Origin of the sequence: Nocardia sp. NBC_01503 (genome assembly GCF_036327755.1) — a bacterium.
Classification (GTDB): Bacteria; Actinomycetota; Actinomycetes; order Mycobacteriales; family Mycobacteriaceae; genus Nocardia.
Genome location: NZ_CP109596.1, coordinates 5,086,975 through 5,099,581 on the forward strand (window position 1 = coordinate 5,086,975; position 12,607 = coordinate 5,099,581).

General features: G+C 66.2%; 13 protein-coding genes. 7 read left to right on the forward strand and 6 right to left on the reverse strand.

The features are described 5' to 3' along the window. Nucleotides 1–110 precede the first annotated feature (110 nt). From OHB26_RS22910 to OHB26_RS22920, 3 genes are all read left to right on the forward strand, one after another. Nucleotides 111–563, forward strand: a complete 453-nt coding sequence (locus OHB26_RS22910) for a VOC family protein (protein ID WP_330179315.1) — start codon at nucleotides 111–113, stop codon at nucleotides 561–563. A gap of 80 nt (nucleotides 564–643) precedes the next feature. Further along, nucleotides 644–1,525, forward strand: coding sequence for a pyridoxamine 5'-phosphate oxidase family protein (locus OHB26_RS22915; protein WP_330185753.1), 882 nt, complete (start codon nucleotides 644–646; stop codon nucleotides 1,523–1,525). Between the two features lie 10 nt (nucleotides 1,526–1,535). Continuing rightward, the gene (locus OHB26_RS22920; protein WP_330179316.1) at nucleotides 1,536–1,988 is read left to right on the forward strand and encodes a nuclear transport factor 2 family protein; all 453 of its coding nucleotides are present in this window, start codon (nucleotides 1,536–1,538) and stop codon (nucleotides 1,986–1,988) included. A gap of 393 nt (nucleotides 1,989–2,381) precedes the next feature. Here the strand turns inward: OHB26_RS22920 and OHB26_RS22925 are convergent, their stop codons facing one another. Further along, nucleotides 2,382–3,788: an MFS transporter gene (locus OHB26_RS22925; RefSeq protein ID WP_330179317.1), complete on the reverse strand. Its 1,407-nt coding sequence runs from the start codon at nucleotides 3,786–3,788 to the stop codon at nucleotides 2,382–2,384. Nucleotides 3,789–3,885: 97 nt separating this feature from the next. Here OHB26_RS22925 and OHB26_RS22930 point away from each other — a divergent pair, with 97 nt between their 5' ends. From OHB26_RS22930 to OHB26_RS22945, 4 genes are all read left to right on the forward strand, one after another. Continuing rightward, the gene (locus tag OHB26_RS22930) at nucleotides 3,886–4,908 is read left to right on the forward strand and encodes an Lrp/AsnC family transcriptional regulator (RefSeq protein ID WP_330179318.1); all 1,023 of its coding nucleotides are present in this window, start codon (nucleotides 3,886–3,888) and stop codon (nucleotides 4,906–4,908) included. A gap of 182 nt (nucleotides 4,909–5,090) precedes the next feature. After that, entirely contained in the window at nucleotides 5,091–6,131 is a 1,041-nt protein-coding gene (gene recA / locus OHB26_RS22935) for a recombinase RecA (protein ID WP_330179319.1), read from the forward strand. 5 nt (nucleotides 6,132–6,136) lie between these two features. Continuing rightward, a complete protein-coding gene (recX, locus tag OHB26_RS39740) occupies nucleotides 6,137–7,882 on the forward strand; it encodes a recombination regulator RecX (RefSeq protein WP_442942705.1) in 1,746 nt (581 codons plus the stop codon). 272 nt (nucleotides 7,883–8,154) lie between these two features. Beyond that, entirely contained in the window at nucleotides 8,155–8,802 is a 648-nt protein-coding gene (locus OHB26_RS22945; protein ID WP_330179320.1) for a hypothetical protein, read from the forward strand. Nucleotides 8,803–8,820: 18 nt separating this feature from the next. Here OHB26_RS22945 and OHB26_RS22950 read toward each other — a convergent pair whose 3' ends face one another. From OHB26_RS22950 to OHB26_RS22970, 5 genes are all read right to left on the reverse strand, one after another. Next, complete coding sequence (locus OHB26_RS22950; protein ID WP_330179321.1) at nucleotides 8,821–9,093, reverse strand: hypothetical protein; 273 nt, start codon at nucleotides 9,091–9,093, stop codon at nucleotides 8,821–8,823. 151 nt (nucleotides 9,094–9,244) lie between these two features. Then, complete coding sequence (locus tag OHB26_RS22955) at nucleotides 9,245–10,135, reverse strand: amino acid ABC transporter permease (RefSeq protein ID WP_330179322.1); 891 nt, start codon at nucleotides 10,133–10,135, stop codon at nucleotides 9,245–9,247. Continuing rightward, nucleotides 10,132–10,812 carry an amino acid ABC transporter permease gene (locus tag OHB26_RS22960; RefSeq protein WP_330179323.1) on the reverse strand — a complete coding sequence of 227 codons (681 nt, stop codon included), beginning with the start codon at nucleotides 10,810–10,812 and terminating at the stop codon, nucleotides 10,132–10,134. The genes OHB26_RS22955 and OHB26_RS22960 overlap by 4 nt, the downstream gene beginning before the upstream one ends. A gap of 86 nt (nucleotides 10,813–10,898) precedes the next feature. Further along, nucleotides 10,899–11,732 (reverse strand): glutamate ABC transporter substrate-binding protein, encoded by an 834-nt coding sequence (locus OHB26_RS22965; protein WP_330179324.1) that lies wholly within the window; start codon nucleotides 11,730–11,732, stop codon nucleotides 10,899–10,901. A 46-nt stretch (nucleotides 11,733–11,778) separates the two neighbouring features. Next, nucleotides 11,779–12,507 (reverse strand): amino acid ABC transporter ATP-binding protein, encoded by a 729-nt coding sequence (locus OHB26_RS22970; RefSeq protein ID WP_330185754.1) that lies wholly within the window; start codon nucleotides 12,505–12,507, stop codon nucleotides 11,779–11,781. Between the last annotated feature and the right edge of the window lie 100 nt (nucleotides 12,508–12,607).

Consider the following 12,607-nt stretch of genomic DNA (forward strand, 5'->3'; position numbering starts at 1 on the left):
TCCTGTCTAACCGGTATTAATCATTATGAGGGTTGACAGTGAATTGCCATGGCCCTAGTTTCTAACTAGTCAAACAACAAACAACAGTTAGATCTTCCGGAGGGTTCCTCATGACCGCACCCGCGCTCGCCACCGGCCATATCGGCCTCAATGTCACCGACCTCGACCGTTCGATCGACTTCTATCGCCGCGCACTCGGCTTCGAACAGCTCGGCGCGGGCGGCGAGGGCGACCACCGCTTCGCCTTCCTCGGCGCCGAAGGCAAGCTCCAGGTGACGCTATGGCAGCAGAGCGACGGCGAATTCTCGGCGAAAACCCCCGGCCTGCACCACCTCTCCTTTCAGGTCGACACCATCGACCAGGTCCGCGCGGTCGAATCGGTACTGCAGGAGCTCCGGGTGGCCTTCGCCCACGACGGCGTGGTCGCCCATGGAGAGGGCGCGGCCTCGGGCGGCATCTTCTTCGCGGACCCGGACGGGATCCGCCTCGAGGTGTACGCGCCCACCGGTGCCGAAAACGCCCCCGCCCCGAGCGGAGCCGCCCCCACCTGCGGATTCTTCTGACCCGGAATATTCGGGACCGCGGCGAAATTCGGTAGATCGGGTCGAGAGCACAGGCCCGCCGACAGGAGCACACCATGACCATCGCCTATCACCCCGGTGAACTGGCCGTTCAGGAACGGCTGGGCCAGGCCGATATCGCGCAGCGGGTAGGCCGCATGATCCGCCCTGAAATCCCCGCGCCCGCAGCGGAATTCCTGGCCGCACAGCCGATCGTCGTGGTGGCCGCCGCCGATGCCGCGGGCGCGCTCTGGGCGAGTCCACTGGTGGGTCCGCCCGGTTTCGCGCGGGCGACCGACGACCGTTCGATAGCCGTGGACGCGCTCCCGGTCCCCGGTGACCCGCTGGCCGAAGCACTGCGTGGTCCAGGGCATATCGGTCTCATCGCACTGCAACCGCAATCGCGTCGCCGGATGCGAGTCAACGGCCGTGCCGAGCCGACCGCGACGGGTATCCGCATCGCCGCCGATCAGGTGTACTCCAACTGCCCGAAGTACATCTCCCGCCGCGGTATCGAAGCCTGGTCGGAGGCTGCCGCGGTGTCGGTGCGCAAGGCCGAATCCCTCGATCCCGCTCAGCGACAAGCCATTTCGGCGGCGGATGCCTTCTTCGTCGCCTCCGCCGACCCGAACGGCAATGCCGACGCCTCCCATCGCGGCGGCAATCCCGGCTTCCTGCAGGTGCTTTCCCCGACCCACCTGCGCTGGCCGGACTATCGGGGCAACTCCATGTTCATGACCCTGGGCAATATCGCCGCCGACCCGCGCTGCGGAATACTCATCCCCGACTGGCGTACCGGTGCGACCCTGCAACTCACCGGCACCGCCGAAATCACCTGGGACGAGGCGGTCTTCACCACCGGCGCACAATGCGCCATCGACTTCACCATCACCGAGGTGGTGCACATCTCCGGCGCGACCCCACTGCGCTGGAGCGCCCCCGAACTCTCACCGGTCAACCCCTGAAAGGCTTCTCATGCGACCCCCACTACCCCCCTTCGATCTGGAAACGGCCAAGCTCAAGGTCCGCGCCGCCGAAAATGCCTGGAACACCCGCGATCCCGAGAAGGTGGCGCAGGCCTACACCGAGGATTCGGTCTGGCGCAACCGCGACGAATTCCTGACCGGCCGCGCCGCGATCGTCGACTTCCTGAAGCGCAAATGGTCCACCGAGAACGGCTACGCCCTCCGCAAACAACTCTGGAGCTTCCACGACAACTACATCGCGGTCCGCTTCCAATACGAATGGCACGACGAGTCCGGACAGTGGTGGCGCAGCTACGGCAATGAACTCTGGGAATTCAGCCCCGAGGGCCTGATGTCCCGCCGCGAAGCCAGCATCAACGACACCCGCATCGAAGAATCCCAGCGCCGCATCTTCGGAACCCGCGGCCCGGAAGACGACGACTGGGACCTGCCCCTCGAATGAGCCGCAGGCACCTGGAGTTCGGGCCGTCGCAGCCCCGCGCGACACGACCGGAAGCTCGCGGGCCCGGTCGCCAGCGCCCCTTGCCCGGTGGCGGGGCACATCTGAAAAACTCTGATCGGGCCGCGGATTCCGCCCCAGCGCATCGAAAGCCGCTGTCCCGCTCGGCCATCGCGGCGGGCAGTGCCGCGATGGCCAGTGGGGCGGGTGAGTGCCGAAGCGGAATTGCCTCGGCCTCACCAATACTCGGCGATCTCGCCCCCGCGAGGCAGCCTGCCCGCACCACTCTTCGCGGTGGTGCCAGCACCACCTGCCCCGACCGCAGCGCCCCGATCCACCGTTCCGGCTGACACCTGTGCCGATAGCGCGGGTGCGGCCGGAGCGGACGTGTTCAGCTCAATCGACCAGCGCGGGTTGCGCGGATATCGGCGCGACTTGTGCCCGTGCCCGGTGGAACAGGGCGAAGGACACCGCGCCGAAGATCAGACCGACCACGCAGGCGACCGTGAAAGCGGTGTCGATTCCATCCACGAAGTGCGTCAGTGGAATTGGTCGACCATCGCCGGCGGTCCCGCGGAATACCGTGCCCAGGATGGCGATTCCGAGCGCGAGTCCCAGTTGGCGTGCGGTATTCACCGCTCCGGCCGCGGTCCCGCTTTGCTGTACCGGGACTGCGGCCATGGCCGTCGACACCAGCGCGGGGGCATTGACGCCCGCGCCCGCTCCGATCACCACGAGACCGGGAATCAGTGCGGTCCAGGAGGATCCGGTGTCGACCATGGTGAGCAGGCCCGCGCCGACGGCGATCACGATCAGACCCGCGCCGATCGTCCACTTCGCGGCCGCGTCGTGCAGGAACCGCCCGGTCGCACCGGCTACCAGGAAGGCGGTCGCTGCCATGGGAAGCAATGCCAGCCCGGTACTCAGCGGGCTCATGTGCAGCTGCTGCCGCAGCCACAGGGAAATGAGCGGCGAAGCGGCGAAGGCCGAGAAAGTCTGCCCGGAGGCGCCGAGCAGTGTCGCGGCGAAGGTGCGGTTGCGCAGCAGACTCAGTGGGAACATCGGTGCGGGACCGCGGGATTCGATGACCGCGAAGAGCGCGGCGGCGGCCAGACCGAGGCATAGGGCAGCCAGCGCCCCGCCGTCATCCCAGCCGTGTTCGCCGCCGCGAATGATGCCGAAGGTGACACCGGTCGCGGCGACGGTGAATGCCAGCATGCCGGGTAGATCCACGCGGTGACCCGAACGCCGTTGCGAGGCAGGGAAAACGCTTATCGAGAGAGCGATGGTGAGCGCGGCGATCGGCAGGTTGACCAGGAAGATCCAGCGCCACGACAGCAGATCGGTGAGCACGCCGCCCAGCACCACTCCGAGCGCGGCTGCCGCGCCGCCGACCGCGCCCCACGCGCCGAAGGCTATTCCGCGATCACGGCCGGTGTAGGTGGCGTGCAGTAGCGAGAGTGTGGTCGCGAACATGGCCGCGCCGCCGATGCCTTGGAACACCCGCGCCACAATGAGAATCGAAGTGTCCGCGGCCGATCCGCACACCAGGGAGGAGATCGCGAAGAGGGTGAGACCGGCAAGGTACACGGGCTTCGCACCCAGCCGGTCGGCGAGTGAGCCGAGTACGAGCAGCAGCGCGGCCAGGGCGAGCGCATAGCCGTCCACGATCCACTGCAGGCCGGACAATCCGGCACCGAGGTCTGCGGCCATATCGGGCAGCGCGACATTGACGATGGTGACGTCTATGAGGAGCATCAGCGTGCCTAGGCACGCGGCGAACAAGGGGAGCCATTTCCGCACGGGGAGCCTCCGAGGAGAGTGAACGATTTCGACGTTCAGCGTGCGACCTGCGTCGCTTTCCGCACACTCGCAGCGAGGTTTTCGTTAGATTCCCCCTATGGCTCTCGAATTGCCTGGAGAATCCGCCATTCTCGATGACCTCGACAAGCGAATCGTGCACGGGCTGGTCGTGGATGCCCGCATCCCGTTCGCGAAACTCGCTGCCATTCTTGATGTTTCGGAGCAGACGGTGGCGCGGCGCTATCGTGCGATGCGGCAGCGCGGCATACTGCACATCTCCGGGCAGATCAATGTGGTCCCGCTCGGGCACGCGCGGTGGATTCTGCGCATTCGCTCGACTCCCAGCGGGGCGTTCCGGCTCGCGGAGGCGCTCGCGCGACTGCCCGAACTCAGCTGGGTCGCACTGCTCTCCACCGGTTCGGAGGTCATGTGTGTGAGCCGCGCGCGCACCGCGGAGCGGCGAGATGCCTTGTTGCTCAAACTGATTCCAGGCACGCCGCAGGTGACCGAATTGATCGCGCACGAGGTCATGCACAATTTCCCGCTGGACGAGGACTGGCCGCGCTACAGCCGAATGCTCACCGCCGAACAGCTGCGGGCGCTCGGCCCCGGCCGCCCGGTGCGGGACGCGGCGGTACTGGACGCGCCCGTCGCGCTGACGCCCGAGGATGAGGCCATGCTGACCATCCTGGCGCGGGACGGTCGCGCGCCCTACTCGCAACTCGCGGCGGCCACGGGCTGGAGTGCGCCGCGGGTGGCGCGCCGCATGGCCGAACTGCTCGAATCCGGGGTGCTGTACTTCGATCTGGATTTCGCGCTCGAACGCATGGGAGTCACTGTGCGCGCGGCGATTTGGTTGCGGGTGCGGCCCGCCGATCTCGCGGCGGTCGGTGCGGCGCTGGCGACCTATCCGGAGGTCACCTATGTCGCGGCCACCACCGGGCCGACCACCATGACGGCCGCGCTGGTCTGCCACGACACCGCACACCTGTACCGCTTCGTCACCGAGCGGCTGGGTGCGCTGGACGGGATCACCGATGTGGAGGTGACGCCCGCGCTGCGGCTGTTCAAACAGGCGCAGGTGCTGATGGATGCCGGGCGGATCACACTGGTCCGCTGACCTGTATTACCGCGGCGGGTCGGTTCGCGGTCCGGAAAATTTCCGTCCCGCGTGTCGGCGGGTGTGGTGTTTGCCTCGAACACCTGTTCGTTTAAGCTCGGCGTCGGAACTTGTCGGTGGCTCCCTCTAACGTGAGCGCCAACCACAGCACGAGATAACCCGTCGAAAAGGGGAACCAAAGGATGGCACCACAGCCTTTTGACCGCGACAAGGCGCTCGAACTGGCGTTGGCCCAGATCGAGAAGGGCTTCGGCAAGGGCGCGGTCATGCGCCTCGGCGAGGAGGTGCGCCAGCCCATTTCGGTGATCCCGACCGGCTCCATCTCGCTCGATGTCGCGCTCGGTATCGGCGGTCTGCCGCGCGGCCGCGTCGTCGAGATCTACGGTCCGGAATCCTCCGGTAAGACCACCGTCGCCCTGCACGCGGTCGCCAACGCGCAGGCCCTCGGCGGTGTCGCCGCCTTCATCGACGCCGAGCACGCGCTCGATCCGGAGTACGCCCGCAAGCTCGGTGTCGACACCGACGCGCTGCTGGTCTCCCAGCCCGACACCGGTGAGCAGGCGCTCGAAATCGCCGACATGCTGGTGCGTTCCGGTGCCATCGACATCATCGTCATCGACTCCGTCGCCGCCCTGGTGCCGCGCGCGGAAATCGAAGGCGAAATGGGTGACAGCCACGTCGGTCTGCAGGCCCGCCTGATGAGCCAGGCGCTGCGCAAGATGACGGGTGCGCTGAACAACTCGGGTACCACCGCCATCTTCATCAACCAGCTGCGCGAGAAGATCGGTGTCATGTTCGGCTCTCCCGAAACCACCACCGGTGGTAAGGCGCTGAAGTTCTACGCCTCGGTCCGCCTGGATGTGCGCCGTATCGAAACGCTGAAGGACGGCTCCGACGCGGTCGGTAACCGTACCCGCGTGAAGGTCGTCAAGAACAAGGTCAGCCCGCCGTTCAAGCAGGCCGAGTTCGACATTCTCTACGGTGTCGGCATCTCCAAGGAGGGCTCGATCATCGATATGGGTGTCGAGCAGGGCTTCATCCGCAAGTCCGGCTCCTGGTACACCTACGAGGGCGACCAGCTCGGCCAGGGCAAGGAGAATGCCCGCAAGTTCCTGCTGGAGAACACCGATGTGCGGGACGAGATCGAGAAGAAGATCAAGGAGAAGCTCGGCATCGGTGCGGATGTCACCGCAGCCGACGCCGAGGCTCCCGCCGACTTCTGATCCGTATGACCGACAGGTCCACCCCCGAGCCCCGGCCCACCCGGCCGGGGCCCGAGGACTCCCGCCTCGAAGCGGTGGAACGCCTCCGCCGCCAACTCGACGCCCTCGAATCCCGCGGCAGCCGTTCGGCTTCCAAGCTCGGCGGCTCGCGCGGCGGTTCCGGTAGGTCCGGCTCCCAAGGCGGCGTGTGGGATACCCCCAGCCCCTGGGACGATTCCGGTGCGAAGGCGGCCCCGACCCGCTGGACCAATTCGGGCGCGGACTCCGACTCCACCAAATGGTCGGAGTCGAGCACGGATTCACCCTCCCGGTGGTCCGAATCCGCCACCGATTCCGACGCTCAACTCTGGGTGGAACGCCGCCAACCCCGCCTCACCCGCCCTCTCCCGAGCGAACAGCCTGCGACGGATGACGATTCTCAATCCACCGAAGAGTCCGGCGTGCGCCGCCGCTCGGCAGTGTCGAAGAGGTCGGCAACCCCTGCGGGTGATTCCGCTGATTCCGAGCACACGGCCTCGGACAGCCACAACGGTGAACGGGGTGAGGGGCGGCGTGGTCGCCGCTCTCGGCGGCGGGGAGATGGAGGGGCTGCGGCGAACGGTGCGGGCGACGGGGATTTCCGCGAGTCCGGCGGTGCCCGGGGTGGGCGGCGTAGTCGGCGCTACGGATACGGTCCGGTCGAACCGCTGCCCGGCGGTGGTAAAGATGCCCAGGCCAAGGAGATCTGCCTGCGCCTGCTCACCGACCGCGATCGCAGCCGCGCCGAACTCGCGGATCGTTTGGCCGCCAAGGGATACAGCACCGAGGTGGCGGACCGAGTCCTGAACCGCCTCACCGAGGTCGGTCTCATCAACGACGCCGCCTTCGCCCAGCAGTGGGTGTACTCCCGCCATACGTACTCCGGCAAGGGCAAGAAGGTCCTGGCCGAGGAGCTCCGCCGCAAAGGCATCTCCCCGCAGCACGCCGACGAAGCGCTGGCCTCCCTCACACCGGAGGCCGAGTCCTCGCGCGCCGAAGAGCTGGTCCGCCAGAAACTCGGCTCACTGCCCCCAACCATGGACCGCGACAAGGCAACCCGCCGCCTGGTCTCCCTGCTGGCCCGCAAAGGCTATGACCCCGGCACCGCGTTCGGGGTAGTGGCGACCGCCCTGAAGTCCGTCGACCTCCCGGACCCGCCGCGACACCGCCCGCCCGAGCGCGGGGCCTCGGGCGCCGAGGACGTAGTCGACGACGGTCGCCATGCCGCGGAGTCCGGTTCAGGCTCCGCACATCTCGACCCCACCGCGGCGAACTCCGCCGCAACCGAGCCCACCGAACCTGACATGGACGCCGCGACAGAACTCGTCCGACGCAAACTCCGCACCTTCCCCTCAACTCTGGACCGCCAGAAGGCGATCACCCGCCTGGCGGGCATGCTCGCCAGGCGCGGCTACAACTCATCGACCGCCTTTGCGATAGTCACCCCCGAGGTGGACGCCGCCGGTTTCACCGCAGCCGCCAAACCCGCACCGCGTTTCTCCGGCCCGGCCGCGCCCGAACCCTCCCAAGGGCCGCTCGACGAGTTCGAGGGGGCTGATTCCGATCCGGGCGCCGAACTGGTTCGCCGCAAACTTCGGACTTTCCCCCCGAACCTGGACCGGCAGAAGGTGATTACTCGTCTGGTGGGCATGCTCGCTCGGAGGGGCTACAACCAATCCGACGCCTACTCACTCGTCAAAGCCGAACTCGCCGCCGCCGATCTCGACCGGTAGCGGCGGGTTCGGTCCGGCGTCTTTCACTCCCCTTTGGGAGCCGCACTCTCACGACCCAGCCTGGCCGACGGGCCGCGGATCGTATCCAGATTCGCACCCGGAGGCTTCTGCCAGTCTCTGCTGAGAAGGCCCCGAGTGGAATCCTCATCCCCCATACGGGAATCCACGTGCATGTCATTACGCAGGAGGTCACTCGACGAATTCCCGCATAATCGCAGGAACGTCGAAGCACCCTGCCGGTCGGTAGGCGACTCGGCAAGGAGGATTGCCTGATGGGTGATGAGGTCGCTCTGGCGCTGGCGGGAGTTGCGAGTGCGTTCGTGGCATATCCGCGGCGGCAGACGCTCGAGCGGTGTCCGCATTGCGGACCGCCGGTCCGGGTCGATGAGGCGGATCTGTATTGGCTGGCGCTCAAGCTCGGCAATACCGTCGGCGGTCGCGACGATGTGAAAGCGCTGCTGCCGATGTTGTTGGAGCGCTTGGTCACCGCCGAGGCGCTCGATCCCGAACTCGTGCTGGGGAAGTTGGCCCAGCACGAGTGGGGGAGTTGGCCGGAGGCGGAGCGGCGGGCCGTCGAGGACTACCTCGATGCGGTGTGGGGGCGGCTGCTGGCCGAGTTCCCTTCCCGGGTGGGCGCGTTCACTTCGGCGCGGGAATTCCTGCGTGCGATCGCGGCGGCGCACATCGAACCTGCTCGGTACCTGCGAGTGTGGGAGTCGGATACAGGGTCGGCCGCCGATCGGCATCTTGCGAAACTGGTGATCGAGACGGTGTATCAGCGGAGGCCGGACGCGGCGACGGTTGCGTGGCTGCGGTGTGAACCGGTGCGGGAACGCCTTTTCCGGGCGTTCGAGCGCGATCACGCCGGGGCCTGGGGTGACGACTTCGCGCGGGCATTCGATCTTTCCGCAATGCTCTGACTACGCGGTGATGCTGTGTCAGTGCAGGATTCGGCCGTGATGTCGGGGGCCGCGGCGGGGGCGGCGGGTGTCGGCGCGTGGGGCCGGGCGGGGGGTGGCCAGGCGGGGGAGGGAGGTGCGGGAGGGTGTTCGGGGCGGGGCCGGTTGGCGTTGGCGGGCGCGGGCTTGCGTGAGCATGACCGCGCCGAGGGCGGCGGCCAGGGCTGTGCAGAGGGCGGCCAAGGGGGTGGCGCAGGCGAGCAGGAGCAGGCCCAGGCGGAATTGTCTTCGGGCACTGTCCGCTTCGGTCATGTACGCCAGTATGCGAGTTCGGGATGCCCGCTGTCCGAGGCTCGGGAGACATTGGCCCGAAGTCGGAATCCGATGGCCGCACCGAAGCGCCCTGGTCCGAGACGACGAACGGCCTGGGCGAGTAATTCGCCCAGGCCGAACGTGTCTGAAATCAGGGGCGGTTGCCGGTCCGGTTCACGCCGGGCGCCGCGGTGACGGCGTTGGCGGGAAGTGCTGCGCGGGAACCGCGTTTGCGGGTGCGGAGCCAGCGCTCCAGGCGGGTGGCGACCACGCTCAGGGTGTAGTTGAGGGTGATCATGATGGCGGCGACCACCAGCAGGGCGGGGATGGTGTTCTGTTCGGCCGCGCCGAGCTGTTTACCGGCGCGCACCACCTCCACATAGGTGATCTGGTAGCCCAGGGCCGAGTCCTTCAGCGCCACAACCATTTGCGATACCAGTGCGGGCAGCATGGCGGTAATCGCCTGCGGCAGCAGCACGATGCGCATGACCTGGTTCTTGCGCAGACCCAGTGCGACGGCGGCCTCGGATTGTCCGCGCGGCAGCGAGCGAATGCCCGAGCGCACGATCTCCGCGATCACCGATCCGTTGTAGATGGTCAACGCGATCACCACGGCGGCCAAAGCCAGTTGATCCGAGGGGAATACGTTGTTCTGCGAGAACACCGCGAACAGGAAGATCATCAGGATCAGCACCGGAATGGCCCGTGCGATCTCCACGACCGCCCCGGCGAAAATCCGCACACCGCGATGATCGGACAAGCGCAGAATGCCGAAGACCATGCCGATCACCAGCGCGAAGACAATGGACAGCACCGCCGCTTCGATGGTCCCGCGCAGACCCGGCAGCAGATAGGTGGACCAGATGTCCTCTTCCAGGAACGGCTTCCACTTATCGGCCGCGAATTGCCCCTTGTTGTCGAGCGCGCTGTAGATGAACCACAGCACCGCCGCCGCGATCACGACGACCACGCCCGAGTAGATCCGATACCGCAGCCGCGCGCGGGGTCCCGGAGCGTCGTACAGAACCGATGCCGAGCTCATCGCGCAACCTCATATCGTTTGGCCAGCCAGCCGAAGAGCAGGCCGGTGGGCAGGGTCAGCACCACGAAGCCGAGCGCGAAGATGGCGCCGATGGCCAGCGGCATGGCCTCGTTCTCGTTCATGGTGTCCATCAGCAGCGCGGCCTCGCCGACACCGATCACCGAGGCCACGGTGGAGTTCTTGGTCAGCGCGATGAACACACTGCCGAGCGGGCCGATGGTCGCGCGAAATGCCTGCGGCAGCACCACGAGTCGCAGATTCTGCAGGAAGGTCAGGCCGAGTGAACGCCCGGCCTCGGACTGTCCCAGCGGCACCGTATTGATGCCCGAGCGCAGTGATTCGCAGACGAAAGCCGCCGTGTAGATACCCAATCCGAGTACCGCGTAGCGAAAGTTGTTCTCCGCGATGTCATTCGTGCCCGCCGCCGCGAGTTTGATGCCGAGTGTGGAGTACAACCCGATCGAGCAGAAGATGACGATCAGCGTCAGCGGGGTATTGCGAAAGATATTGACGTACGCCGTGCCGAGCCACCGCGCGACAGGTACCGGCGCGACCCGCATTCCGGCCACGATCGTGCCCAGAACCAGCGCCAGCACCGCCGAGTACAGCGTCAGTTTGATGGTCACCCAGAACGAGTCCAATAACTGGGTGTGGTAGTCCGAGATCAAGTTGAACACGGCGCGCGCGTCCTTCCCTTCACAGCATTTCTCAGTGAAATACGAAGTGTGCCGGGCGGTTTCACCGCCCGGCACACCGTTTCAACTCAGTACCGGTCCACCTGCGGCGGCGCCGGGATCTGGAAACCCGTTCCGGCGAAGTTCTTCTCGAGCGCGGCCTTCCAGGACCCGTCCGCGATCATGGCCTCGATGGCGTCATTGACCTTGTTGCGGAATTCGGCATCGCCCTTCTTGACGCCGATTCCGTACTTCTCGGTGGTGAACGGCGCACCGACCACCTTCAGCGCACCCGGCGACTGGGCCGCGTAACCGCGCAGAATGATGTCATCGGTGGTCAGCGCGTCCACGGAGCCGGACTTGAGCGCCTCCACGCACAGCGAGTACGTGTCGTACTCCTGCAGCTGAACATCCTTGGCGTACTTGTCCTTGATGTTCTGCGCGGGGGTCGAACCCTTGACCGAGCACAGCTTCTTATTGCCGTTCAGCGAATCCGCACCGGTGATATCGGTATTGTCCGAACGCACCAGCAGCGCCTGCCCGGTCACGTAGTACGGACCGGCGAAGTCGACCTTCTCCTTGCGCTTATCGGTGATCGAATAGGTCGCGGCGATGAAATCGACCTGCCCGTTCTGGATGAGCGTCTCGCGCTGCGCGGACGGCGCCTCCTTGAACGTGATGTTCTCCGGCTTCACGCCCAGCTTCGCGCCGATGTACTTGGCCACGTCCACATCGAAACCGCTGAACGAGCCGTCCTTGTTGTGCAGGCCCAGACCCGGCTGGTCGTACTTGATACCGACGGTGAGCTTGCCGCTGGCGGCGTTCTCTCCGGCCGACTTGTCGCTGCCCCCGCCACATCCGGTGGCGACGACGGCTAGGGCGATGGCCCCGGCCGCGACCTTGAGTACCTTGTTGAAACGCATCGGGAGTCCTTCTTGTGTAGGGAGATCAGGCTCTGTTGCGAATGGATCAGTGACTGAGGATCTTGCCGAGGAAGTCCTTGGCGCGATCGGATTTGGGTGCGGTGAAGAAGGCGTCCGGGTCGGTGTCCTCGACGATCTGCCCGTCGGCCATGAACAGCACCCGATTGCCCGCGCGGCGCGCGAAGCCCATCTCGTGCGTGACCACGACCATGGTCATTCCGTCCTTGGCCAGCTGCACCATCACCTCGAGCACCTCGGAGACCATCTCCGGGTCGAGGGCGGAGGTGGGCTCGTCGAAGAGCATCACCTTCGGATTCATGGCCAGCGCGCGGGCGATCGCCACGCGCTGCTGCTGCCCACCGGACAATTGCGCCGGATACTTGTCCGCCTGATTGGCGATACCGACGCGTTCGAGCAATTCCATGGCGTGCGCTCGCGCGGAGGTCTTGTCGGTGCCGCGCACCTTCACCGGCGCGAGCATGACGTTCTCGACAATGGTCTTGTGTGCGAACAGATTGAAGGACTGGAACACCATTCCCACATCCGCGCGCAGTTTGGCGAGTGCCTTGCCCTCATCGGGCAATTTCACCCCGTCGATGGCGATTTCCCCGGAGTCGATGGTCTCCAGCCGATTGATGGTGCGGCACAGGGTCGACTTGCCGGAGCCGGATGGTCCCACCACGATCACGACCTGCCCGGAGGGCACTTCGAGATTGATGTCACGCAACACGTGCAGCGAGCCGAAGTGCTTGTCCACACTCCGCATCGAGATCATCGGCGCGGACTTGCTGATGGATACAGGCGCGTCGGTCATGACCTGTGACCTTAGAGGCACTGTGCCCGAAATGCTCGTCTTTGGTCCCAGCGCGGGTACT

Coding starts and splice junctions, on each gene's coding strand:
- recA (WP_330179319.1), top strand. CDS start 5,091: ATGGCACCACAGCCTTTTGACCGCGACAAGGCGCTCGAACTGGCGTTG.
- recX (WP_442942705.1), top strand. CDS start 6,137: ATGACCGACAGGTCCACCCCCGAGCCCCGGCCCACCCGGCCGGGGCCC.
- OHB26_RS22970 (WP_330185754.1), bottom strand. CDS start 12,507: ATGATCTCGATGCGGAGTGTGGACAAGCACTTCGGCTCGCTGCACGTG.
- OHB26_RS22945 (WP_330179320.1), top strand. CDS start 8,155: ATGGGTGATGAGGTCGCTCTGGCGCTGGCGGGAGTTGCGAGTGCGTTC.
- OHB26_RS22910 (WP_330179315.1), top strand. CDS start 111: ATGACCGCACCCGCGCTCGCCACCGGCCATATCGGCCTCAATGTCACC.
- OHB26_RS22920 (WP_330179316.1), top strand. CDS start 1,536: ATGCGACCCCCACTACCCCCCTTCGATCTGGAAACGGCCAAGCTCAAG.
- OHB26_RS22955 (WP_330179322.1), bottom strand. CDS start 10,135: ATGAGCTCGGCATCGGTTCTGTACGACGCTCCGGGACCCCGCGCGCGG.
- OHB26_RS22965 (WP_330179324.1), bottom strand. CDS start 11,732: ATGCGTTTCAACAAGGTACTCAAGGTCGCGGCCGGGGCCATCGCCCTA.
- OHB26_RS22930 (WP_330179318.1), top strand. CDS start 3,886: ATGGCTCTCGAATTGCCTGGAGAATCCGCCATTCTCGATGACCTCGAC.
- OHB26_RS22950 (WP_330179321.1), bottom strand. CDS start 9,093: ATGACCGAAGCGGACAGTGCCCGAAGACAATTCCGCCTGGGCCTGCTC.